The sequence below is a fragment of the Mucilaginibacter gracilis genome (assembly GCF_003633615.1).
Lineage (GTDB): Bacteria > Bacteroidota > Bacteroidia > Sphingobacteriales > Sphingobacteriaceae > Mucilaginibacter > Mucilaginibacter gracilis.
Genome location: NZ_RBKU01000001.1, coordinates 4,205,771 through 4,227,078, shown reverse-complemented (window position 1 = coordinate 4,227,078; position 21,308 = coordinate 4,205,771). Strand labels below are relative to the sequence as shown.

Here is a 21,308-nt window from a genome sequence, read left to right as displayed (position 1 = left end):
GCTAACTATTGCTAAGGTTACTTAATTGCTTGTTGGCTAACTCCAATTTATTGGCCAATTCGCGGTTCTCTTTACGCAAATGGTATATTTCTATAGCGTTTTGGATGTACATTTTAAGTTCTTCGTCGGCCCAGGGTTTTACCAGATACTTATAAACCTGCCCACGGTTTATAGCATCCATAACGGCATTAATGTCCGAAAAACCGGTTAATAAAATGCGGATCGTATCCGGGTAAACCGGAATTATGGATTCTAAAAACTCAATACCGGTCATTACCGGCATGCGTTGGTCGGTAACAATTACTGCAATTTCGTTTTGTTCCAGTATCTTTCTGCCGTCCCGGGCAGATTGAGCCACATGGATGTTAAAGTCGCGCCTAAAAGCCGCTTTAAAGCTGTTTAAATTATGTATTTCGTCATCAATATATAAAACACCAAATTGCATCATTTAAACGTTGTGTTATTTTAAAGTAGTTAAAACGCAAATATCAAAAGATTGATACCTGTTAAACGAAAAAATTTATAAAAAGTTTAATTTTCTACGCACATTTATAATCAAATTGATATAAACCGCAATTGCCATTGCAAATAATGAAGAAAGTACTTTTACTCATTCTCCTGTCTGTTCAATATTGCCATGCCTTTGCCGGGATAGACACTTTAACCGTTACCGAAAACAAAATTGAATTGATTGACAGGCGCTTTTTTACCCAGGTAGAAGACCCCTCAAAAAAGTTAACCATTAATGATATTTTAAAACGGAATGATTTTACAAACTCACACACCGAACTGCCAAGTTTAAGGGTATCAAACCCGGTTGTTTGGTTAAAAATAAATATTAAAAATAAAAGTAGTCAGGCCAATATCCCAATTACAATTGATGGTGTAATAATTGACAGTTTTGATATTTACTGTTTGAAAAGTGGCACCCAAGAGACCGCCCATTTGGAACCTGAACAAATTGATAGCGACTATTTTTCGCCTAAAGAAACGGTAATTAATTGCGCTATCACTCCCGATTCAACACAGGTTGTTTACATACGTATACAAAGCAGTTCGCCCAATATAATCCCCATCGAAGTTTATAGCGAAAACAAGTATTGGGAAACTTTGAGCTCAAAAAACACCGGCTTTGGCATATTTATAGGCATTGTGCTGGTGATGGTGTTTTATAACCTTTTTTTGTACTTTATTGTTAACGATAAAAGTTACCTGTATTATGTAAGTTATGTTTCGTTTTTAAGTGCTTCGCAAGGGCTTATTCACGGTTATAAGCTACACGCTGTTAACGCCTTAATACTCAATAATTATATTATACCGGTTACCAGGATATTGCTTTGGCTATCCATCACTTTGTTTGTAAATGAGTTTTTGCAACTTAAAAATCAATATAAAAAGTTATATAAATTTTACTGTATACTATTTTACATTTGGATAATCCCGGCGGCTTTTATTGCAATGGGGCAAGCCAACGTCGCCTACAGCGTTATTACTTTAAACTCAACCATTTGCTCAGTTTTACTATTGCTTATTGGCATTTGGCTTTACTTTGATGGTGTAAAACATGCCAAGTTTTTTATGCTGGCCTGGAGTTCGTTGTTAATATCGGTGCTTATTTCGGTTGCCCGTAATAAGGATATTGTGGCTTATAACGGCTTTACATCAAATATTTTATTGTATGGAGTGGTACTTGAACTGGTGCTTTTTTCGGTGGCTTTGGCCGATAAGATCAATTTCTATCGCCATCAAAATAGCGAGTCGCAATTTCTATCGCTAAAAATTGCTAAAGAAAACGAAAAACTAATAACCGAGCAAAACATTCAACTCGAAAACAAGGTGCTTGAACGTACTAAAGAACTAATTGAAAGCAACCGCAATTTACAAGGCCTCATTACTAATTTAAAAGCCGCACAATCGCAATTAGTAGAAACCGAAAAAATGGCCTCCCTTGGGCAGCTTACCGCTGGTATAGCGCACGAAATTAACAACCCTATTAACTTTGTACGCTCAAACATTAAACCGTTGAAACTAGACTTTAACGACCTTTTTGAGTTGCTCGAAAAATATGAAGCGGTTGAACAACAGGAAGGTTGGGCTGCGCTATTAAAAGAGCCGATTGAATTTAAACAAAAAATTGACATCGGTTTTATTAAAAAGGAAGTTACCGACTTGCTTGACGGTATTGAAGAAGGTGCATCGCGCACGGCCGAAATTGTACAAAGCCTGCGCGCCTTTAGCCGTACCGACGAGGTAGAGCTAAAACCGGCCGATATTAATAAAAGTATACTTAACTCGTTGGTATTGTTGCGCAACACCATTCCATATTATATACAAATTACGCCTGTTTTTGATAAAATTGAACCCATAAATTGTTACCCGGGCAAGCTAAACCAGGTTTTTATGAACATTATACACAACAGCATACAGGCTATTATTGAGAAGAAAAAACACAACAAAGAAAACATATTGATACAAACCAAAGACTATACCGATAATATAACCATTGAAATTACCGATACCGGCGTAGGCATGACCGACGAAGTAAAGCAAAAAATGTTCGACCCCTTTTTTACTACAAAAGAGGTGGGCGAAGGCACCGGCCTGGGCCTCTCCATCGTATTCGGCATTATCGAAAAACACAAAGGCGCTATCGACGTAAAATCCAAAAGCGGCAAGGGCACAACCATAACTATCATGCTGCCAAAAACTTTGAAGTAGTGGGTGGTTGATTTTGTTAGTTGATTGGTTAAGTTAGTTGATTTAGTGAGTTGGTGAATTTAAAACTTAACAAACAAACCAGAATCAGTTGCTCCCGTTTTCTGTTTCCAAAACCAATTCAACAACTCACTAAATCAACTAACTTAACCAATCAACTTAACTCCCTCCCCCTCACGCTTCTTCCTTAAAGTAAACTTTGTAGTAATTCATGGCCTTGTCGTCGTCAAAGCCCTTTTCTATCAGTTTTTTATCACCGTGTATGTAAATATGGAAGTTATGATCGAGCTTTAAAACACTTTTGTAAACCTTGCCTTGCTTTTTTACAGCCGCGTCGGATATATCAAACGTAGATGCTATCTCGGTTTCGTAATCCTGCTCATACTGTTGTTTGTATGTTTTAAACGATTCGATGGCCTGCGGGTTGCCCAGCACCTCGCCTGTAAATTCGTCCATATCAAAAGTATCGTTATCCTTAAAATATTTCATGGATTTATTGAGCAGGTCAATTTTATCGGCCTTGCTTAACTCAAACTCTTCATCAATTTTTTGAGTTACAAAATTTTTATAAATACTTAAAGTATTAATGGTTTGGTTAAAACTATCGTTGCGTATTTTGAGTTTTAAAAAATCATCTTTCCAGTAAACCGCTTCGTTGCTGCGGTTGGTTTGGTCAATCACCAAAACTTTATAACCTTCGGCTTTATCGGCATTAAAAATAAGGCAACCTTTATCCAGTTTATGAATATTGATACCATTTTCTTCATACTCCAGGTTAAAACCGCCTTTATCCGGAAATACCTTTAAATAGGTTTCCTTGTTTTCCGATTTAAAAATGCCAATGGCATCCAGCAACTCTCCCTCTAACTGTACATCTTTAAAAAGCGCCACATACAATTCGCCCGATTTTATTTTGGGATGATTGGTGCTATCATATAAATACTTGGTAATTTGCTGGCTAACCTCGTGAAAACGCGCCTGGTCGTTAAATATCTCCCCTGCAAAGTGAAACATATCATTCAAATTAAGTTCGCTTGAATGCATAAAATGGTAAACCTCGTTCACCTTTTCAAACGCACTTAAAAAGTATTGCATCAATAATTTGTTAAGTACTTCGTCGGTAATACCCATTGGCTCGTCCGACAGGATGTAAAATTCATCCTGTAATTTATTGCCAACCCGGTGTATAGATAGTTGGCTCATTGAAGCTTCAAAAGATGCGATCATGTTTAATTTTTATACAACAAAGTAAGCAAATTGAAACGATTGCAAATACTTTAATAATTTGATAAACAATTACAACAATTTTATATTTTATTGATTTTTTGTATCTTGCTTAAAATAAGTTACAAAGCATGAATATTTTTATTGGGAATTTGCCTTATAAAATTCAGGAATCGGAGTTGAGGGAGCTTTTTGAAGATTACGGCGAGCTTACATCTTTAAAAATTATAACCGATAAACAAACCGGACAAAGCAAAGGCTTTGCTTTTGCTGAAATGCCCGACCGGGAATCGGCCCTTAAAGCACTTGATGACCTGAATGAAGCCGAAATTTATGGCCGCAACATTGTAGTAAAAGAAGCCGAAGAAAGGCCAAAAAACACAGCAAGGCCAGGTGGCTACAAAGGCGGTTTTACTAAAAAATAATTACCAGCGCTACTATTAAACTCTTTTTTCTGGCAGTTTATGCCAGGTCAATATTTGGGCATTAGCCAAAAATCTCTCCTTAAAAACATAAATACGTTTCTGTTAGTATTTATTTGATAATAAGTTTTTACATTGAGGCATCAATTAACCTCAGTTATAATATGCTTCGCTCTGTATTATTATTTTGTTTACTAAGCACTACATTATCGGTTTATGCGCAGGAAACCATCGAATTATCCAACAATTATTCGCCGGATATTATTCAAAAATACCATGCTTTTAAAGATAACCGCGATATAAAACATGGTGCATATCAGGCGTTTTATAAAAAGAAAACGGTAGTAGCCTCAGGGCTTTATACACAAGGCAAGCGCACCGGAGTATGGCACTTTTATGATATAAAAGGCAATATTACACAGCATTACAACTACGATAAAAATCAATTGCTGTACGTAACCGATGAAGACCCCACCGGCAACTTCACTAAATATGAGTTTATACCCAAGCCAGCCGCTACCGACTCGGTAACCTTCCCTATAAAAATTGGCGGGCTGTTATATGGCTACCAGCCCTACCTTAAAATGTTTAGGGTTGACGAAGTGAACCTATACAATCCTGCATCGGTGTATGCTGTTTTAGAAATATTGGTAACCCCTTTTGGCCAACTGGCCGAGTGTAAACTGATGGTAAAAACCAAAGTGATGGTAAACTTTCAAATTCAGGAAACCAATGTGGCCACCTACCTGCTCAACAATGATTTACTGAGCCCGGAAGATAAGCAGTTTTTACCAGCATCGGTTAACCGTCAACCGGTTTCGTCAACAATTTATATCTACTGCAATGTACAATCCAATGGGCGGATAAGCATATTTTAAACTGTTACAGTAACAAGTAGTGTCATGTTAATCGTGTAATGACGGATAGTCTTTAGCCACAAGTACTAAGTCTTGAGTCAAAAAAAAGAATAATCTAACTTTTGACTCAAGACTTAGTACTATTAACTTAACAGTAGGTTTAATGATACCCTTTTAAGCTACAACCTCTTCAACCTTTTGATTTGGGCGACCATTTTTAAACGCTTCGCGGGGTTTTAAGCCTAATAGCTGCAGCATGGCCATATCATCGCTAAAGCTGGGGTTTGGTGTAGTTAACAGCTTTTCGCCGGCAAAAATTGAATTGGCACCCGCCATAAAACAAAACGCCTGTTCAACAGTACTCATTTCGGTGCGCCCAGCAGATAAACGGATTACCGATTTAGGCATAACAATTTTTGCGGTAGCAATCATCCTCACCATATCCCAAACGGAAACACGTGGCTGATCTGCCAGGGGCGTTCCCTTTACCGGAACCAGGGCATTTATAGGCACCGATTCGGGATGTTGAGGCATGTTTGATAGCGTTTTAAGCATCGAGATACGATCTTCATTGGTTTCGCCCAGGCCAATAATACCACCGCTGCAAACGCTGATATGGGCTTTACGCACGTTTTCTAACGTTTGTAACCTGTCGTCATAAGTACGGGTGGTTATAATGCGTTTATAATCATCTTCGGATGTATCCAAATTGTGGTTATAGGCATATAAACCGGCATCAGCCAAACGTTGCGCCTGGCTCTCGGTAAGCATACCCAGGGTACAGCAAACTTCCATATCCATGGCGTTAACTCCCTTAACCATTTCAATAACCTTATCAAAATCGCGGTTATCGCGCACTTCGCGCCAGGCTGCGCCCATGCACAAACGTGATGCGCCACCTGCTTTTGCTTTTGCGGCAGCTTCTAAAACCTCGTCTTTAGGCATCATGGCATGCACATCAACACCTGTGTTATAACGTGCAGCTTGCGGGCAATAAGCACAATCCTCGGGGCAACCGCCGGTTTTGATGGAGATTAGCGAACTAATTTGCACCTCCGAATAATCTTTATTTTCGCGGTGAATAGTAGCCGACCTGTAAATAAGGTCTAATAGCGGGGAATAATATATTTCAGAAATTTCGTCTGTTGTCCAGTTGTGTCTAACTTCAGTCATGTAGTGTTATTTTAAAGTTCCAAAAATAAGTAAAAAATCATTATGGAATGTTGAGATACGATTTATGATGTTGATACAAGCTTAACTATTGCTCATCATGTTACAGATCGCCGGCCACATCTTAGATAATGTACCAAAAAAATCTGAAGGTTTTATTCCCTCTACCGCTTCCGGTTTCTCCAAAAGCTTTAAATCTTCATATTTTGCAGCTATCAAACTCCAATCTGCAATAGGTATTATTACAGCGGTACGGTTTCCGCCTGTATCTACAATGTAACTTAAAGGCATAAATTAAATGTAAAAAACCCCCTATCGCAATACTCCATTACAACAACAACTTAGTAGCCAGCCAAAGCGGTAATAAAAAGCCAAAGCAATCTGTAAAAGTTGTGATAATGATTGACGAAGCCACCGCGGGGTCTATCCCTACCCTTTTTAGCACTAAAGGTATTGATGCTCCCGTTAAACCGGCTATGATGAGGTTACCCGTCATGGCTAAAAACAGCACCAAGCCCAACATGGGGTTAGCATCGTAAAACAAGGCTACGCAAAATACAATAATGCCGTTGGCGCAGCCGTTTATCATGCCTACTAAAAATTCTTTTAAAACGGTGTTATAGGCTTGCTTATCGTTAAGGTCGTTTAGGGATATACGCCTTACCGTTACCGCCAGCGCCTGGGTTGCAGCGTTACCACCCATACCGGCAATAATTGTCATATAGGCCGAAATAACCGATAGCTTGGCCACGGTAGAATCAAAACCACGGATAATGGATGCTGCTAAAAACGCTGTGCCCAGGTTAATAATAAGCCATGGTAAACGGCTTTTTACGGCATCTTTCCAGTTACCACTTAGTTCCTCATCTTCGGATACACCGGATATTTTTAGTATATCCTCGGTATTTTCTTCCTCCATTACGTCGATGATATCATCAACAGTAATTCGGCCCAGCAGGCGCATATAGTCGTCAACCACGGGGATGCTCGATAGGTTATATTGCGAAATCAGCTTGGCAACATCTTCCTGATCCAGATCGGCTTTTACATAAACGTATTCGGTTTTAACCAGGTCGGCAACTTTGGCGTCAGCTTTAGCTTTAATTAAATCCTTAACCGAAATAATGCCCTGTAAAATCTCCCTGTCGTCTACCACGTAAATGGTATAAAAATCCTCCATCTCTTCCGACTGGCGGATAATTTCTTCAAGGGCATCTTTTTTATCCATGGCTACATTCACCTGGATAACATCGGTATTCATCAAACCGCCTGCCGTATCTTCGGCGTAGCTTAATAAACTCCTTATTTCGGTAGCATCTTCATGGTCAATATTCTCTAATATCTCATGCTGCTCGTGCTCCTCTAACTGCGAAATTAAGTCTGTAGCGTCATCATAATCCAGTTCCTCAATAATTTCAGACCGCTTTTCCGGATCAAGGTTAAACAAAATGTCTTCGGGGTGATGCTCCTCATCCATTTCGGATATGACTTCCGAAGCAACTTCAACCGGCAAAACATTGATAATCCTTTCCCTGCCCTCCTGGTCGAGCTTCTCGAAAATAATAGCTATTTCCGAGGCGTGATAGTCCTCCAAAACTTTTCGAAGTTCATCATCCGTCCCCTCAAGCGCGGTTGTAACGCGCAGCAGATCTTCTTTATTAATTTCAAAGGATTGCATACCGCTCTAAAAATAAACAAATAAGCCCAAAATGAGGAATAAAACCCCTTAATAATGGCCCTACAAAACCAAAACCGCTTTGAATTAAGTACTTAGTTTTACAGGGTTGCTACCCAATTAATTTTAACGCCGCTAATATGCTGTAAAAGCGCAATCACTTTTTCAACCTGATTTTTGCGTACCTCAATTTTAATTTCGCAATCAGTATCAAATTGCTGTTCTGTAATGTTTAAATTTTCACTTTTAACAATGCGCATAACATCATTCATTTGCAAATAGTTAAAGCTTACTTGGTAAACATCGTTCACCGTTTTTTCAATCACCTTAACAGCCTTCAAAGCTTCCTCGGCAGCAACTTTATAAGCATTTATAAGCCCCGGAACGCCAAGCAATGTGCCGCCAAAATACCGCACTACAACAACGGCTATATTGGTTAAATTTTTAGATAGCAAGGTATTTAAAATGGGTCTTCCTGCGGTACCGGCCGGTTCGCCATCATCATTGATACGGAATATTGATCTGTCGGGGCTCAACCGCAAGGCCCAGCAGTGATGGTTGGCTTTTGGATGCTGGCTTTTTAGTTTTGCAACCAGGGCCTTAATATCCTGATCTGACCGGATAGGGTAAGCAAAAGCCAGAAACTTACTACCCCTATCGCGAAAGATACCTTCGCCAGGTTCGGTTATCGTTAGGTAAGTATCGTTAAACAGCATAAGGTTTTATTATTCGTAAAACATCGTCCCCTATCCTATCTTCCGATATTGTTTCGCCTTGTATTACAGGTGCTTGCAAGCCTTGTTTTAAAGTTACCGGGCCGGTAAATATCCGTGCCTCGTCCCACAGGCCATCTTTAATAAAATGCGCCAGCGTATTGGCTCCGCCCTCAATTATTACCGATTGTATATCCTGCAAGTAAAGCTGATAAAGGATGTATTGGGGAACGTAATAGTTAAAATCTTCTAACGATATGTATTTTATGTTGCCGTCAAACTCGGTTTTAACCTCGTTAAAAACAAAGGTTTCTACCGATTGATCGAACAAGTGCAAATGCCTGGGCAACTCAAGCCGCCTGTCAATCACAATCCGCTTTGGGCATTTGCCATTGCCGTAACGCACATTTAATTGCGGGTTATCAATCATGGCAGTATTTTTTCCCACTAAAATGGCATCTTCCTCGCCCCGCCACTGGTGTACCAACTTGCGCGATTCGGGGCCGGTTATCCAAAACTGGCGCGCATCATCAGGGGCAAAAAAGCCATCTTCGGTTTGCGCCCATTTCAATATAATGTAGGGCCTGTGTTTTTGTATACGGGTAAAAAAGCGTTTGTTTAAATCAAGGCATTCGTTTTCTAAAACGCCAACAGTTACATTAATGCCTGCGGCAATTAATTTTTCAATGCCTTTGCCGTTCACCTCATCAAACGGGTCGCGGCAGCCAACAACTACGTTCGGTATTTGATGCGCAATTATCAAATTGGCACAGGGTGGCGTTTTACCGTAATGTGCGCAGGGCTCCAATGTTACATAAATAGTTGATTGCGAAAGCATTTGCGCCGCGTTATCAAAACTATTAATTGCGTTGTCAACGGCATTAACTTCGGCATGCGGGCCGCCGTAGTGCTGGTGGTAACCTTCGCCAATTATAGTATCGTTATGTACTATCACAGCGCCAACCATTGGGTTAGGGCTAACGCTGCCCATGCCCAACCGGGCCAGCTGCAAAGCGCGCTGCATGTATTTATTATGATGAACCATTTTTGCAAAGGTATGTTTTTATGTTTCTTTGTAGAATGAAAACTGTTGGGGATGCGTTGATCAAGTTTGATGAGGTACTCAAGTCGATTTACGACAAGCCTGAAATAAACGCCATTAAATACCTGGCCATAAGCGAGGTAACCGCTTTATCAAAAGCGCAGTTACGGGCCTATGCGTCAACAGAATTTAGCGCGGTGCAAGCTCAAAAATTAAAAAAAATCCTTCGTGCCTTGCAAACCGGTAAACCTATCCAATACATTTTAGGCGATACCGAATTTTACGGTTTGCCCTTTAAGGTAACGCCAGCAGTTTTAATTCCGCGGCCCGAAACCGAAGAACTTGTAGAGTGGATAATTAGCATAGCAAAACAACGCAACGAGCTGGAAACCATACTGGATATAGGTACGGGTAGCGGTTGTATACCCATCACGCTTAAAACCTATTTACCATCGGCTAAGGTTTCGGCTGTTGATGTATCTACACGTGCGCTAAACATAGCCAGGCAAAATGCGCAACTGAATGACGTTGAAGTTGATTTTATTAAAACCGACATTTTAAAACAAAGTGGTATTACCCTGCGCAATACGCACTATTCCATCATCGTAAGCAACCCGCCTTACGTTACAGAGGGCGAAAAAAGCGAGATGCACGGCAATGTATTAAACCACGAACCGCATTTAGCCCTGTTTGTTACCGATACCGATCCGTTAATTTTTTATAACGCCATTGCCAATTTTGCCCTGCAAAATTTAAAAGAGAATGGTTTGCTTTTTTTTGAGATAAACGAAAACCTGGGTAAAGAAACCGTTAATTTATTGAAAGATAAAGGCTTTAAAAACATACAGCTACGCCAGGACCTGCGCGGGAAAGACAGAATGATAGGAGCTGAATTAACCCAATAGTTAACCCAAAAGCCCTGCAACCAATAAAATAATGGTTGTTACCTTCCCTCAATATGCTAACAAGTGTACTGCCTAAAACAAGTGTTATTTCACCTTTATCCAATGTTCTTCAACAACCATTCCGCTTGGCAGCGTTCCCGAAAGGGTTAACATGTTCCCTTTAATACTCCAAATATAGGCTACCTTTTTCCCCACCAATTGCGATGGCCGGCTGCTAAAGGTTTGGCTTTCAAAGCATGTATCACCTTTTAAAATGTAATCTCCTGCTTCGTAACGCTCGGTTTGATAACCCTTTTGGCTGGCAAAGGCAGCAAAATTATGAACGGTATATATCCGCTGCATTTTATACTCTTTGGGCGCGCCATCGGGCTTGCCGTTATATATACCGCCTGCAAATTGCCAGGTGCCTTTTAGTGTTTTAACGGTTGGCGCCTGTGCAAAAGCCATTGCCAATAAACCACACATTATACAAGCAAATACAGTATTCCTCATTTTCAATTCCAATAGGTTTAAGCCCAGTTAATGCCTTTTTTTAACAAGCCCAAAGTTTTTTCTTCTTCCGAACCGGGTTGCGGCTGGTAATTATATATCCACCGGGCTTGCGGCGGTAAACTCATCAGGATAGATTCAATACGGCCATTGGTTTCCAAACCAAACTTGGTTCCAGCATCGTAAACCAGGTTAAACTCGGCATAGCGGCTACGGCGCTGGTATTGCCATTCCTGCTGGGCTTCGGTGTATTGGCTGTTTCGGTTGCGGTTAACTATCTCGGTATAAATAGGTAAAAACGACCGCCCTACGGCCTTCGAAAATTCAAAAATATCATCCCACGTATGCTCATCGGTTGCCGTAATACGGTCGTAAAATATACCGCCCACGCCGCGTGTTTCATTGCGGTGCTTGATGAAAAAATAATCGTCGGCCCATTTTTTAAAACGCGTGTAAAAATCGGCACCAAAGCTATCGCAAACCGATTTTAGGTATTGATGAAAAAAACGGGCATCATCTTCAAAAACGTAATGCGGCGTAAGGTCTATCCCACCACCAAACCAGCGCACCGGCTCCTTGCCATTTGCCGACGGCATTTCAAAATACCTAATATTCATGTGGATGATGGGTATTAATGGGTGATTGGGATGGATAACTATGGATACCCCGGTAGCAAAAAAGTCGTTCTGGTCAACTTTAAGTGCATTCTTAATGGTTTCGGGCAATAGCCCATCAACCGCCGAAAAATTAACCCCACCCTTCTCAAGCACATTGCCGTTTTCAATTACACGAGTGCGCCCGCCGCCGCCACCATCCCTGTGCCAGTGCTCTTCCACAAAAAGGCATTTACCGTCTAACTGCTCAAGTCCGGCACATATCTCATCCTGAATTTTTTGGTACTCGGCGGCTATTTCTTCCTTGGTTATCATGGGTCAATTTTGGGTGTTTGGCACAGTTCTGCTCAACAGTTACAGGGCTGTTATTGTGTATCAACAAAAGTAACTAAAAATTTAAGTCGGCAAATTTCAAATATTATTTGCAAATCTGATTTTCTTATATACTTTTGTAGTGTACTATTTAACTAATACACTAAACAATCGAGTATGATACAAATCAACAATCTAAATTTTGGCTACTCAAAAAAGGCATTACTTTTTAAAAACCTTACCCTAAATTTGGCTAAAGGGCACATTTAGGGTTTATTGGGCAAAAACGGCGCGGGCAAATCAACCCTGTTACATAACCTAACGGGCCTGGTATACCCCCAAAGCGGCGTATGTGCAGTTAACGGTTTAAATAGTGCCGACAGAGACGTAAGCTTTTTACAAGACATGTATTTTATTCCCGAAGAATTATACGTGCCTCCGGTAACGGCTGCAAGGTTTGTAAAAGATACGGGGAGTTTTTATCCGCTTTTTAGCGAAGAACAATTTTACACTTACCTAAGCGAGTTTGATGTTCCGCGCGAATCGGTTTTAGATAAACTATCCTTCGGCCAGTAAAAAAAGGTAATGATAGCCTTTGGGCTGGCTACCAATACAAGCCTGCTGGTAATGGACGAGCCAACAAACGGGCTCGACATCCCTTCCAAAGTACAGTTTCGTAAAATTATTGCTTCGGTTTTAACCGAAGAACGCTGCATTATCATATCAACCCACCAGGTGCGTGACCTGGATAGCCTGATAGATACTTTAGTGGTTTTGCACAACAGGGAAATAGTAGTGAACCAAACCTTAGATACAATTTCCGAAAAGCTGTATTTCACCACGCTTGATGCCCACGACAGCCAAATCGCCTTATATGAGGAAGAAACCATGCGCGGCAAAAACGCCATTTTAAATAATACCAACGGCCTTTACAGTAAAGTTGATATGGAACTTTTATTTAATGCCATTATTAGCAATAACAAACCTTTAATTAACCTTTTAAATACTACAACCGTATGAACAACATATTCAGTTTAAAACGTTTTGCAATACTGTTTAAAAAGCATACAATAGAGCATTATAAAGGCTATTTAATGTCGCTCGGTGTATTGTTTGGGTTGTTAGCCATATCTTTTGGTTCATCAGTGTTCAAAAGCAAAATGCCTGTTAGCATAGGTAATCAAATGATAAATTATATAGTGTGTCTTTTGTTATCAGGCACCATTTTTACCAGTAACGTATTTAATAACCTGGGCGATAAGCGCAAAACCATTGCCACACTTACATTGCCGGCATCAATATTTGAAAAATATATGGTAGGGTGGGTATACTCCTACTTAATTTTCCAAATCCTGTTTACAGCTTTGTTTTATGCTTTATTATTCATCATTTCTATCATGGGTAACTGGCCGGCAGGTTCGGTACATTATTTGGATCTATTCTCTGCCGATCAAAAAGTGTATTTTGTATTTCCGGGATACATCATCCTACATGCCATTACATTATATGGTGCCATTTATTTCAAAAAAATGCACTTCATCAAAACCGCATCCTCCCTTTTTATTATCGGTTTAATATTGTGGGTTTTAAACGACCAGGTTTTAGAAGCGGTAATGGGTGTTAAAATATCCGGAAACCCACCTTTCGGTGGCTTATCATTTAATCAGAATAACCAGTTTTATAATTTAGAAATGGGTGATATGTACTTTAAATGGACCATCATTTTGTTCATGGTACTATCAGCTATATTGTGGGCCGCATCATACTTCAGGCTTAAAGAAAAACAAGTTTAACGAGCGAGGGATTTAGAAGATGGAATTTAGAAACAACGAAGCCATATACCTGCAAATTGCAGCCTATGTGAGCGAAAAAATATTGCGCGGGGTGTGGGCGCAGGGCGAAAAAATACCTTCCGTTAGAGATCTTTCGGTTGAGCTGCAGGTTAACCCCAATACAGTAATGCGCACTTACGAATTTTTGCAAAGCCAGGAAGTGATATTTAACAAACGCGGCATAGGCTTTTTTGTAGAAACCGAAGGAATTAAAAAAGTAAAGCTTTACCGCAAAGAGCGCTTTTTACAACAGGATTTGCCCGATTTTTTTAGAAATATATTTTTATTGGATATAACGCTCGACGATTTGCAGGCGCGCTATGAAAAATTTAAAACAGAAAACTTTAAAACAGAATAACATGAAAACAAGTAACAAACTATTATTAAGTGCCCTTATAATTTTCGTGATATCACTTGGTATTTATAACAGTGCCCTGCGGGCCGAATTTTTAACCGGCAATTTTAAAAACCCTTATCGTAACTATCATCCTAAAAACGTTAATTACTTTAACGAAGTAGAGATTAACGCAGCAAGCCAGTTAGATGTATCCATTGTCCCCGGCCAGGGCAAGGTATATGTGTCTAAATGGTCGGGCAATGTGGTTAAAATTACCCAGCAAGGTAAACGCCTTATAGTTAACGTTGTTTATTTAAAAGACGACAATAAAAATGGCGGTAGTATCATTATAGAATGCCCTGCGTTGGTATCGGTTAAAGCCAAAGCCTTTTTTACCGATGAGGGAAAGCTAATTACGCATAACAACCTAAATAGCAACAACGACGATAGGCACATAACCGTTAAAGGCTTTAAACAAGACAGTTTATTGATTGAAGCCGATAACGCCAGTAGTATAGGTTTGGTGGGCAATAAATTAGGTTCGTTAAACGCTATTTTAGGTTTTACACCCGGCGCAGCGTCTTCGCTAAGTATTGAGCAAAGTAATACTATTCAAAAATCAAATTTACAGGTGCGCCAAAAAGGGCGATTAGAGGTAGAAAACATTAATATACCCCAGCTTAAATATCACTTTGCCGATAGTGCCGAGGTTTCGTTTACCGGCGTTGCCACCAAAAGCTTAAACAAAAATTAATTACCCAAACCATGAAAAAGGCATTAATAGGCGCATTAATTGTGGTACTGGTATTAGGCAGTTCGTTCCACTTCAGTATAGTTTATTTAAACTACATACGTACCCTGGGCATTGGGTTTACTCCCGGCATAAGCATTTTGAAACCTGATAATTATGCTGCAGCCCACAAAGATATTTTTATTGTGCAGCGTTAGCAAGTGCAACAACACCCGCTAAACACTGGTTTAAATATAATTTGGCTCTGTGAATCTTTGTGTTCTCAATCTCCGTGTCCTCTGTGGTGAAAACTAACCGCAGAGGAAGCAGAGGGCACAAAAATTTGTTAAACAGCCTCTAATTCTGGCTTCTAAAACAGTATTTTATTGTTCTAAATAATCCAGATCCTTGCCAAAGCTTTCTTTTAGCTGGCTCAATGCAAAAAGTGCTATTAAGGTTAAGGCTATCATCATAACATAGCCGCTTTTAAGCAGCCCATAGTGTTTTGTTAGTGCCTGAAATATGATGGTTATTGGTATTAACGAGCCACGCACAAAGTTAGGCACCGTAGTAGTTACCGTTGACCGGATATTGGTGCCAAACTGCTCGGAAGCAATGGTTACAAAAGTTGCCCAATAACCTACAGACGTGCCCATAAACAAACAAAGCCATATAAAACTATCCGGCGTAATGCCTGTAGTGCCCAGATAGCAAAATGCACTCACTACCGATAAGATAAGAAACACCAGCACTGTTATTTTTCGCGATTTGGTAATTTGCGATAAAAACCCGGCAAAAATATCCCCTATAGATATACCTATGTAGGTGTACATAATGCCTGTACCGGCACTTAACGGCGTAGTAGCACCTAGTACTCTACCAAATTCTGGAGACAGTGTTACCAATATACCAACAACAAACCATAGCGGTGTACCTATTAAAATGCAGCATAAGTATCGCCAAAAACGTTTCCCGTTGTTAAACAGCATACCGATGTCACCTTTCGCAACCGAATTTTTTGCCGCAACATCCTTATACATGCCCGATTCAAATGTGCCTAACCTTAACAGCAACAGTAAAACACCTAAGCCCGCCCCTACAAAGTAAGCAGTTTGCCACGCATAATGCTTGGCTACAATAGCGGCGGCAACAGCACCAAATAAGCCTATAACGGCAACCATCATGGTGCCGTAACCACGGTTTTCTTTACTCATAGTTTCGCTAACCAGGGTTATGCCCGCGCCAAGTTCGCCGGCAAGGCCTATGCCCGCTATAAGCCTTATTATGGCATACGTATTAACATCGTGAACGAAACCGTTGGCAAAGTTAGCCAGCGAGTACAACAGAATAGAACCAAATAGCACCCGGATGCGGCCAAATTTATCGCCAATAATACCCCAAAAAATACCACCAACCAGTAAACCGCCCATCTGCATATTCATAATAAAAAGGCCCTTATCGGTTATCTCGGCAGCAGGTACACCAATATCTTTAAGGCTGGCAACGCGTAAAATAGCGAAGATGAGCAAATCGTATATATCAACAAAATAGCCCAACGCGGCCACTATAACCAGGAATATTACATTTTTAGATGTATCGGTACTCTTCATAATTAAGTTTTGGTAGGGCTAAAATAGCCAAACTAAGCAAAATAACCAGCACAAAAAAACCCCTGGAAGCTAATTCCGGGGGCCTTGCATTTTATGATTGATAATACTTTTATACTTTTTTTACATTTACGGCTTGTAAACCTTTTCGGCCTTCTTCAACTTCGTATTCAACGCTATCGTTATCTTTAATAGCATTTACGCCGCCTTGTACATCTTTAAAATGCACAAACAAATCTTTACCGTCATCAGTAACGATAAAACCATAGCCCTTTTGAGTGTTAAACCATTTTACTTTTCCAGTTTTCATAATTAATAATAGTAATAATATTAAAAAAATTAAATGGGCCAAATTATAAAACCAAACTGAAAAAGTATTTTATTATCAGAAAGGGTATCAATGTTTTAAGCCTGTAAATTCAAAGATATAAATTTAACAATAAAATGCAATAAAAATTATTTATTTGGCTGAGGGGTAGTACGCAAGTATGGTTTTACTATAGTAAAGCCCTTGGGGAACCTGGCAGCAATGTCTTCAGTTTTAATAGTCGGCACTACTACAACGTCCTCGCCTTCCTTCCAATCGGCAGGTGTGGCTACGCTGTAATTGGCCGTTAGTTGTAACGAATCTATCACGCGTAGTATCTCCACAAAGTTGCGTCCGGTTGATGCCGGATAGGTGATGATAAGCTTAACCGTTTTATCGGGTGCTATGATAAACAACGAGCGCACAGTAGCATTAACTGATGCATTGGGGTGTATCATATCGTAAGCTTCGGACACTTTACGGTCCGGGTCGGCAATTATCGGGAAGTTAACCTCTACACCCTGGGTTTCGTTAATATCCTGTATCCATCCCTGGTGCGATTCTACCGAATCAACACTCAGTGCTAATACTTTTACATTGCGTTTTGCAAATTCGTCTTTAAGTGCAGCAGTTTTGCCCAATTCGGTGGTGCAAACAGGCGTATAATCGCCCGGGTGCGAAAATAGCACGCCCCAGCTATCGCCTAAATAATCATAAAAATTAATCTCACCTTGTGAGGTTTGTGCTGTAAAATTTGGTGCGGTATCGCCTAATCGTAAACTCATGATATTTTAAATTATAATGTCTATAGATTTAATAGATAATATCACAAAGCTAAAAGGTATTTCTTTTATTTTCAAGTTTATTTTTAATACCAATGTAAAGATAATGCTGCTTGTCGTTGCGAGGCACGAAGCAATCGCACATAAGCCGAGCCGCTATACCGGGCGAATTGTCTGCGTGCGGTTGCTTCGTGCAACGACAGCCTTTTTAATACTTTTTTAAACATTATACCACCTCCGCCGTTATCAATTCATTATGGAAAAACACACCTATCAAACAGGCATTATTGGCAATTGCGGTTATTTGGCGCATGTACATAAAAATACCAATATTGAGTGGCTTTGCTGGCCCCGCTTTGATAGCACCTTTATTTTTGGTGGCTTGCTGGACAAGCAAAAAGGTGGCGAATTTTCCATTTTACCCGAAGGCGATTTTACATCCAACCAATACTATCTGGAAAATACCAATGTACTGATAACCGAAATTACCTGCCACGATGGTTCCAAATATAAAGTTACCGATTATGCTCCCCGCTTTCGCGAGCACGACCGCTATTATAAGCCACTGATGCTGATACGCCAGATTGAACCTGTAGAAGGATCGCCGCGCATTAAAGTGAAGTGCGAACCCGTGTCGGACTATGGTGCCACCAGGCTAACCGTAAACCGTGGCAGCAACCATATTCAGTTTTTAGGCGGCGAAGAAAAGATACGCCTCACCACCAATATACCCGTGAGTTATGTGTTTGATGAGCAGTTATTTGTGCTTAACGAGGTTAAATATCTGGTGCTAACCTACGGCGAACCGTTAGAAGCTCCCCTGATAAGCACTTGCACCCGCTTTTTACGCGAAACCATACAATACTGGCGCATATGGATAAAACACTCGTCTATTGCAGGGTTTTATCAACCTTATGTTATACGCTCGGCACTGGCCCTTAAAATACACCAGTTTGAAGATACCGGAGCCATTATAGCTGCCAGTACCACAAGTTTGCCCGAATCGCCGGGAAGCACCCGCAACTGGGATTACCGCTATTGCTGGCTGCGCGATACTTACTATGTTATTACCGCCCTCAACCACATTGGCCATTTTGAGGAAATGGAGAAATACTTTGCCTATGTAACCGATATTTCCTTTTCGGAAGATTTTAGGTATCAGCCCTTGTACAGCATAACCGGGCAAAAAAACATTGAAGAGAAGGTTTTGGATGACCTGGATGGTTATTTAGGTAACAAACCGGTGCGCATTGGTAACCAGGCCAGTGAGCACATTCAAAATGATATTTACGGCCAGGTTATGATTTCGGTACTTCCGCTTTATACCGATCACCGTTTTGTGTACAGCGAACGTAAAGACAGTGCCCGCTGGATTGACTACCTGCTCTATAAAATTGAAAGAACCATTGATGAAAAGGATGCCGGAATTTGGGAGTTCCGCAACTTTGCCAATATACATTGCTACAGCAACCTGTTTCAATGGGCAGGAGCATCTGCCGCCGAAAAAATGGCAAAAACCATAGGCAACCAGGAGTTAGAGGCCCGCGCCGTTACCTTAAAAAACAGAGCAGCAGCGCACATTGAAAGTTGTTACGACCCGGTACGCAAGGTTTACACCAACAGCGTTGGCAGCCAAAACCTGGATGCCAGCACTCTGCAACTGATAATGATGAACTACCTAGACCCGGCAAGCGACCGCGCCAAAGACCATTTAATTGCATTGGAAAAAGAGCTAAAAGCCAGTAATGGCTTATTTTACAGATATTTATACAAAGACGACTTTGGCAAACCTAAAACCACATTTTTAATTTGCGCCTTTTGGTACGTTGAGGCCCTGGCCGCAGTGGGCCGAACCGAAGATGCCATCCGCGAGTTTGAGAACTTGTTGCAGTTTAGCAACCACCTGCTCCTCTTTAGCGAAGATGTTGACGAAAACGACGGCAGCCAATGGGGCAATTTCCCGCAGGCATACAGCCACGTTGGGCTAATGAATGCCGCCTACCGCATAGCCATGAAATTAGATAGGCCAATATTTTTATGATGGAAGATGTTAAAGGTAAAATGGAAGATGTAATCGCCTAAGTTATAAATAAACGTCAGTGGTCATCAGTTAGTCCCGATTTTTAATCTTTCGTTACGTTAGTCCGGATTTTTAATCCCGGACTAAAAAGAAAGGGGATTTGTAATCCGCGTAAGCAAAGTGTTTCGTGGATTATAAATCCACCGTTAATGTGGTCGGGGATTATAAATCCCGACCAACGGTGGTCAATCTCTTAATACTAACTAACGTTAGTCCGGATTTTTAATCCTGGACTAAAAAGAAAGGGGATTTGCAATCCCCGTAAATTAATGTGGTTATATCCGCATCATAAATCCCAACCAACACCAACATCATCTTGCAAAATTAAATTAAATTCATTTACTTTGTATATCAAAGTACTTTTATAAATGAATTACAAATACACCGCTTTCCTACTGTTTTTAACAGAAGTTATCATAGGCCGTTACATACACGATACCATTATTCGCCCTTACATTGGCGATTTATTGGTTGCCATTTTAATTTATTGCATAGTTAAAAGTTTAGTAAATACACCCGTATTTAAAACCGCCGTTTGGGTACTTGTATTTTGCTATTTGGTAGAGGTTTCGCAGTATTTTAACCTAATTGGCCTGCTTGGCTGGCAAAACTCAAAATTAGCTCACATTATATTAGGAAGCCATTTTTCGTGGATTGATATGCTTTGCTATACCATAGGCATACTCCTTGTATTGGTAGTGGAAAGATTGACTTTAAACCTTAAAACAAAAACAGTATGAAGTATTTTGTTCATCCAAATTCAATTGTCGGCAAATTTGGGGTAAAGGCGATACCATCTTGTTTATTTTTGCGGGTGCGTCTGCGGAGTTTGCGCTTAACAAGGCTGTAGATTGGTTGTACTATACAGGCAAACTCCCTACCGATCCACTCGGTCGGCTTTTTTCAACTGTGGCTTATGCCAGGCAAATCATCTTTTCGGAGTACGATGCCGCAATTGCCGCTATCGATACAATAACGGCCATTCACCAAGGTGTTGAGCAAAGCCGCGGCGCACAAATTCCGGATTGGGCTTATCGCGATGTGCTTTTTATGCTTATAGATTATTCAATCCGTTCATACGAGATATTGGAACGCCCACTTACCGACCACGAAAAGCACGAGGTATTTGAAGTATTTAACCAAGTAGGCAACCGAATGGGCCTTACCGGGCTGCCGCAAACATACCCGCTTTGGCTTATTATGCGCCAGCAGCATCTACAACAAAACCTTATCTATAGCAATTTCACTACCCACTTATATCAACAGTATCAAAAGCATCTCGGTTACATCAGGTATCACTTGCTCAAACAGGCTCAAATACTGGTAACACCTGGTATTGTAAACCGTTTACTTAAACTGGGCAGCATTAAGTGGTTAAACCCGGTTATTGGGGCGTACAAGTTAGCCCGCGCTGTTAAGTTAGCAAACCTGTTAAAAAATGCCATACTACCGCCCCAATACAAAGCGCAAATAACAGACCTTGATGTAGCTTAAA

At 40.5% G+C, this 21,308-nt stretch carries 25 protein-coding genes; 13 read left to right on the top strand and 12 right to left on the bottom strand.

Features of this window, described 5'->3' with window-relative positions; translation table 11 throughout:
* Position 1: 1 nt before the first annotated feature.
* Entirely contained in the window at positions 2 to 448 is a 447-nt protein-coding gene (locus BDD43_RS18820; protein ID WP_211339697.1) for a response regulator, read from the bottom strand.
* Between the two features lie 143 nt (positions 449 to 591).
* Here BDD43_RS18820 and BDD43_RS18815 point away from each other — a divergent pair, with 143 nt between their 5' ends.
* Positions 592 to 2,718: a sensor histidine kinase gene (locus tag BDD43_RS18815; RefSeq protein WP_121199124.1), complete on the top strand. Its 2,127-nt coding sequence runs from the start codon at positions 592 to 594 to the stop codon at positions 2,716 to 2,718.
* 171 nt (positions 2,719 to 2,889) lie between these two features.
* On the opposite strand, the gene BDD43_RS18810 is transcribed toward BDD43_RS18815, so the two are convergent.
* Positions 2,890 to 3,942 (bottom strand): nucleoid-associated protein, encoded by a 1,053-nt coding sequence (locus tag BDD43_RS18810; protein WP_121199123.1) that lies wholly within the window; start codon positions 3,940 to 3,942, stop codon positions 2,890 to 2,892.
* Positions 3,943 to 4,070: 128 nt separating this feature from the next.
* On the opposite strand from BDD43_RS18810, the gene BDD43_RS18805 reads away from it, so the two are divergent.
* On the top strand, positions 4,071 to 4,364 hold the full coding sequence (locus BDD43_RS18805; RefSeq protein WP_121199122.1) for an RNA recognition motif domain-containing protein: 294 nt from the start codon (positions 4,071 to 4,073) through the stop codon (positions 4,362 to 4,364).
* Positions 4,365 to 4,525: 161 nt separating this feature from the next.
* Positions 4,526 to 5,239 (top strand): toxin-antitoxin system YwqK family antitoxin, encoded by a 714-nt coding sequence (locus BDD43_RS18800; RefSeq protein ID WP_121199121.1) that lies wholly within the window; start codon positions 4,526 to 4,528, stop codon positions 5,237 to 5,239.
* A 153-nt stretch (positions 5,240 to 5,392) separates the two neighbouring features.
* Here the strand turns inward: BDD43_RS18800 and bioB are convergent, their stop codons facing one another.
* The 5 genes from bioB to ribD all read right to left on the bottom strand — a co-directional run bounded on the left by bioB (position 5,393) and on the right by ribD (position 9,821).
* Entirely contained in the window at positions 5,393 to 6,391 is a 999-nt protein-coding gene (gene bioB / locus BDD43_RS18795; protein WP_121199120.1) for a biotin synthase BioB, read from the bottom strand.
* Between the two features lie 81 nt (positions 6,392 to 6,472).
* Positions 6,473 to 6,679 (bottom strand): hypothetical protein, encoded by a 207-nt coding sequence (locus tag BDD43_RS18790; protein ID WP_121199119.1) that lies wholly within the window; start codon positions 6,677 to 6,679, stop codon positions 6,473 to 6,475.
* A gap of 37 nt (positions 6,680 to 6,716) precedes the next feature.
* Entirely contained in the window at positions 6,717 to 8,066 is a 1,350-nt protein-coding gene (gene mgtE / locus BDD43_RS18785; RefSeq protein ID WP_121199118.1) for a magnesium transporter, read from the bottom strand.
* Positions 8,067 to 8,164: 98 nt separating this feature from the next.
* Complete coding sequence (locus tag BDD43_RS18780; protein WP_121199117.1) at positions 8,165 to 8,779, bottom strand: IMPACT family protein; 615 nt, start codon at positions 8,777 to 8,779, stop codon at positions 8,165 to 8,167.
* Positions 8,769 to 9,821 (bottom strand): bifunctional diaminohydroxyphosphoribosylaminopyrimidine deaminase/5-amino-6-(5-phosphoribosylamino)uracil reductase RibD, encoded by a 1,053-nt coding sequence (gene ribD, locus BDD43_RS18775; RefSeq protein WP_162847115.1) that lies wholly within the window; start codon positions 9,819 to 9,821, stop codon positions 8,769 to 8,771. Before ribD ends, BDD43_RS18780 begins: the two co-directional genes overlap by 11 nt.
* Positions 9,822 to 9,856: 35 nt before the next feature.
* On the opposite strand from ribD, the gene prmC reads away from it, so the two are divergent.
* Entirely contained in the window at positions 9,857 to 10,723 is an 867-nt protein-coding gene (gene prmC / locus BDD43_RS18770) for a peptide chain release factor N(5)-glutamine methyltransferase (RefSeq protein WP_121199115.1), read from the top strand.
* An 84-nt stretch (positions 10,724 to 10,807) separates the two neighbouring features.
* On the opposite strand, the gene BDD43_RS18765 is transcribed toward prmC, so the two are convergent.
* Together BDD43_RS18765 and hemF are read right to left on the bottom strand one after the other, a co-directional pair.
* Entirely contained in the window at positions 10,808 to 11,215 is a 408-nt protein-coding gene (locus tag BDD43_RS18765; RefSeq protein ID WP_147425686.1) for a hypothetical protein, read from the bottom strand.
* 17 nt (positions 11,216 to 11,232) lie between these two features.
* The gene (hemF, locus tag BDD43_RS18760; RefSeq protein ID WP_121199113.1) at positions 11,233 to 12,141 is read right to left on the bottom strand and encodes an oxygen-dependent coproporphyrinogen oxidase; all 909 of its coding nucleotides are present in this window, start codon (positions 12,139 to 12,141) and stop codon (positions 11,233 to 11,235) included.
* A 273-nt stretch (positions 12,142 to 12,414) separates the two neighbouring features.
* On the opposite strand from hemF, the gene BDD43_RS30620 reads away from it, so the two are divergent.
* The 6 genes from BDD43_RS30620 to BDD43_RS18735 are packed head-to-tail and all read left to right on the top strand — an operon-like array spanning position 12,415 to position 15,255.
* Positions 12,415 to 12,714 (top strand): ATP-binding cassette domain-containing protein, encoded by a 300-nt coding sequence (locus BDD43_RS30620; protein WP_246001665.1) that lies wholly within the window; start codon positions 12,415 to 12,417, stop codon positions 12,712 to 12,714.
* A 9-nt stretch (positions 12,715 to 12,723) separates the two neighbouring features.
* Positions 12,724 to 13,158: an ATP-binding cassette domain-containing protein gene (locus tag BDD43_RS30615; RefSeq protein WP_246001663.1), complete on the top strand. Its 435-nt coding sequence runs from the start codon at positions 12,724 to 12,726 to the stop codon at positions 13,156 to 13,158.
* Complete coding sequence (locus BDD43_RS18750) at positions 13,155 to 13,931, top strand: hypothetical protein (protein WP_121199112.1); 777 nt, start codon at positions 13,155 to 13,157, stop codon at positions 13,929 to 13,931. Before BDD43_RS30615 ends, BDD43_RS18750 begins: the two co-directional genes overlap by 4 nt.
* Positions 13,932 to 13,950: 19 nt before the next feature.
* The gene (locus tag BDD43_RS18745) at positions 13,951 to 14,328 is read left to right on the top strand and encodes a GntR family transcriptional regulator (RefSeq protein WP_121199111.1); all 378 of its coding nucleotides are present in this window, start codon (positions 13,951 to 13,953) and stop codon (positions 14,326 to 14,328) included.
* Position 14,329: 1 nt separating this feature from the next.
* Positions 14,330 to 15,061: a hypothetical protein gene (locus tag BDD43_RS18740; protein ID WP_147425685.1), complete on the top strand. Its 732-nt coding sequence runs from the start codon at positions 14,330 to 14,332 to the stop codon at positions 15,059 to 15,061.
* A gap of 11 nt (positions 15,062 to 15,072) precedes the next feature.
* Entirely contained in the window at positions 15,073 to 15,255 is a 183-nt protein-coding gene (locus tag BDD43_RS18735) for a hypothetical protein (protein WP_121199109.1), read from the top strand.
* Positions 15,256 to 15,420: 165 nt separating this feature from the next.
* Here BDD43_RS18735 and BDD43_RS18730 read toward each other — a convergent pair whose 3' ends face one another.
* The 3 genes from BDD43_RS18730 to BDD43_RS18720 all read right to left on the bottom strand — a co-directional run bounded on the left by BDD43_RS18730 (position 15,421) and on the right by BDD43_RS18720 (position 17,736).
* A complete protein-coding gene (locus BDD43_RS18730) occupies positions 15,421 to 16,647 on the bottom strand; it encodes an MFS transporter (RefSeq protein WP_121199108.1) in 1,227 nt (408 codons plus the stop codon).
* A gap of 109 nt (positions 16,648 to 16,756) precedes the next feature.
* Positions 16,757 to 16,954: a cold-shock protein gene (locus tag BDD43_RS18725; RefSeq protein ID WP_121199107.1), complete on the bottom strand. Its 198-nt coding sequence runs from the start codon at positions 16,952 to 16,954 to the stop codon at positions 16,757 to 16,759.
* Between the two features lie 146 nt (positions 16,955 to 17,100).
* Complete coding sequence (locus BDD43_RS18720) at positions 17,101 to 17,736, bottom strand: peroxiredoxin (RefSeq protein ID WP_121199106.1); 636 nt, start codon at positions 17,734 to 17,736, stop codon at positions 17,101 to 17,103.
* A 253-nt stretch (positions 17,737 to 17,989) separates the two neighbouring features.
* Between BDD43_RS18720 and BDD43_RS18710 the strand changes: the two genes are divergently transcribed.
* The 3 genes from BDD43_RS18710 to BDD43_RS18700 all read left to right on the top strand — a co-directional run bounded on the left by BDD43_RS18710 (position 17,990) and on the right by BDD43_RS18700 (position 21,307).
* On the top strand, positions 17,990 to 19,774 hold the full coding sequence (locus BDD43_RS18710) for a glycoside hydrolase family 15 protein (protein WP_121199104.1): 1,785 nt from the start codon (positions 17,990 to 17,992) through the stop codon (positions 19,772 to 19,774).
* 407 nt (positions 19,775 to 20,181) lie between these two features.
* Positions 20,182 to 20,553 carry a ribosomal maturation YjgA family protein gene (locus tag BDD43_RS18705; protein WP_121199103.1) on the top strand — a complete coding sequence of 124 codons (372 nt, stop codon included), beginning with the start codon at positions 20,182 to 20,184 and terminating at the stop codon, positions 20,551 to 20,553.
* A gap of 58 nt (positions 20,554 to 20,611) precedes the next feature.
* A complete protein-coding gene (locus BDD43_RS18700; protein WP_246001659.1) occupies positions 20,612 to 21,307 on the top strand; it encodes an oxygenase MpaB family protein in 696 nt (231 codons plus the stop codon).
* The last annotated feature ends 1 nt before the right edge of the window (position 21,308 follow it).

Bases quoted from the DNA above. Each gene is read 5' to 3' on its own strand.
- BDD43_RS18820 (WP_211339697.1), bottom strand. From the start codon at position 448: ATGATGCAATTTGGTGTTTTATATATTGATGACGAAATACATAATTTA.
- BDD43_RS18815 (WP_121199124.1), top strand. From the start codon at position 592: ATGAAGAAAGTACTTTTACTCATTCTCCTGTCTGTTCAATATTGCCAT.
- BDD43_RS18810 (WP_121199123.1), bottom strand. From the start codon at position 3,942: ATGATCGCATCTTTTGAAGCTTCAATGAGCCAACTATCTATACACCGG.
- BDD43_RS18805 (WP_121199122.1), top strand. From the start codon at position 4,071: ATGAATATTTTTATTGGGAATTTGCCTTATAAAATTCAGGAATCGGAG.
- BDD43_RS18800 (WP_121199121.1), top strand. From the start codon at position 4,526: ATGCTTCGCTCTGTATTATTATTTTGTTTACTAAGCACTACATTATCG.
- bioB (WP_121199120.1), bottom strand. From the start codon at position 6,391: ATGACTGAAGTTAGACACAACTGGACAACAGACGAAATTTCTGAAATA.
- BDD43_RS18790 (WP_121199119.1), bottom strand. From the start codon at position 6,679: ATGCCTTTAAGTTACATTGTAGATACAGGCGGAAACCGTACCGCTGTA.
- mgtE (WP_121199118.1), bottom strand. From the start codon at position 8,066: ATGCAATCCTTTGAAATTAATAAAGAAGATCTGCTGCGCGTTACAACC.
- BDD43_RS18780 (WP_121199117.1), bottom strand. From the start codon at position 8,779: ATGCTGTTTAACGATACTTACCTAACGATAACCGAACCTGGCGAAGGT.
- ribD (WP_162847115.1), bottom strand. From the start codon at position 9,821: ATGGTTCATCATAATAAATACATGCAGCGCGCTTTGCAGCTGGCCCGG.
- prmC (WP_121199115.1), top strand. From the start codon at position 9,857: ATGAAAACTGTTGGGGATGCGTTGATCAAGTTTGATGAGGTACTCAAG.
- BDD43_RS18765 (WP_147425686.1), bottom strand. From the start codon at position 11,215: ATGAGGAATACTGTATTTGCTTGTATAATGTGTGGTTTATTGGCAATG.
- hemF (WP_121199113.1), bottom strand. From the start codon at position 12,141: ATGATAACCAAGGAAGAAATAGCCGCCGAGTACCAAAAAATTCAGGAT.
- BDD43_RS30615 (WP_246001663.1), top strand. From the start codon at position 12,724: ATGATAGCCTTTGGGCTGGCTACCAATACAAGCCTGCTGGTAATGGAC.
- BDD43_RS18750 (WP_121199112.1), top strand. From the start codon at position 13,155: ATGAACAACATATTCAGTTTAAAACGTTTTGCAATACTGTTTAAAAAG.
- BDD43_RS18745 (WP_121199111.1), top strand. From the start codon at position 13,951: ATGGAATTTAGAAACAACGAAGCCATATACCTGCAAATTGCAGCCTAT.
- BDD43_RS18740 (WP_147425685.1), top strand. From the start codon at position 14,330: ATGAAAACAAGTAACAAACTATTATTAAGTGCCCTTATAATTTTCGTG.
- BDD43_RS18735 (WP_121199109.1), top strand. From the start codon at position 15,073: ATGAAAAAGGCATTAATAGGCGCATTAATTGTGGTACTGGTATTAGGC.
- BDD43_RS18730 (WP_121199108.1), bottom strand. From the start codon at position 16,647: ATGAAGAGTACCGATACATCTAAAAATGTAATATTCCTGGTTATAGTG.
- BDD43_RS18725 (WP_121199107.1), bottom strand. From the start codon at position 16,954: ATGAAAACTGGAAAAGTAAAATGGTTTAACACTCAAAAGGGCTATGGT.
- BDD43_RS18720 (WP_121199106.1), bottom strand. From the start codon at position 17,736: ATGAGTTTACGATTAGGCGATACCGCACCAAATTTTACAGCACAAACC.
- BDD43_RS18710 (WP_121199104.1), top strand. From the start codon at position 17,990: ATGGAAAAACACACCTATCAAACAGGCATTATTGGCAATTGCGGTTAT.
- BDD43_RS18705 (WP_121199103.1), top strand. From the start codon at position 20,182: ATGAATTACAAATACACCGCTTTCCTACTGTTTTTAACAGAAGTTATC.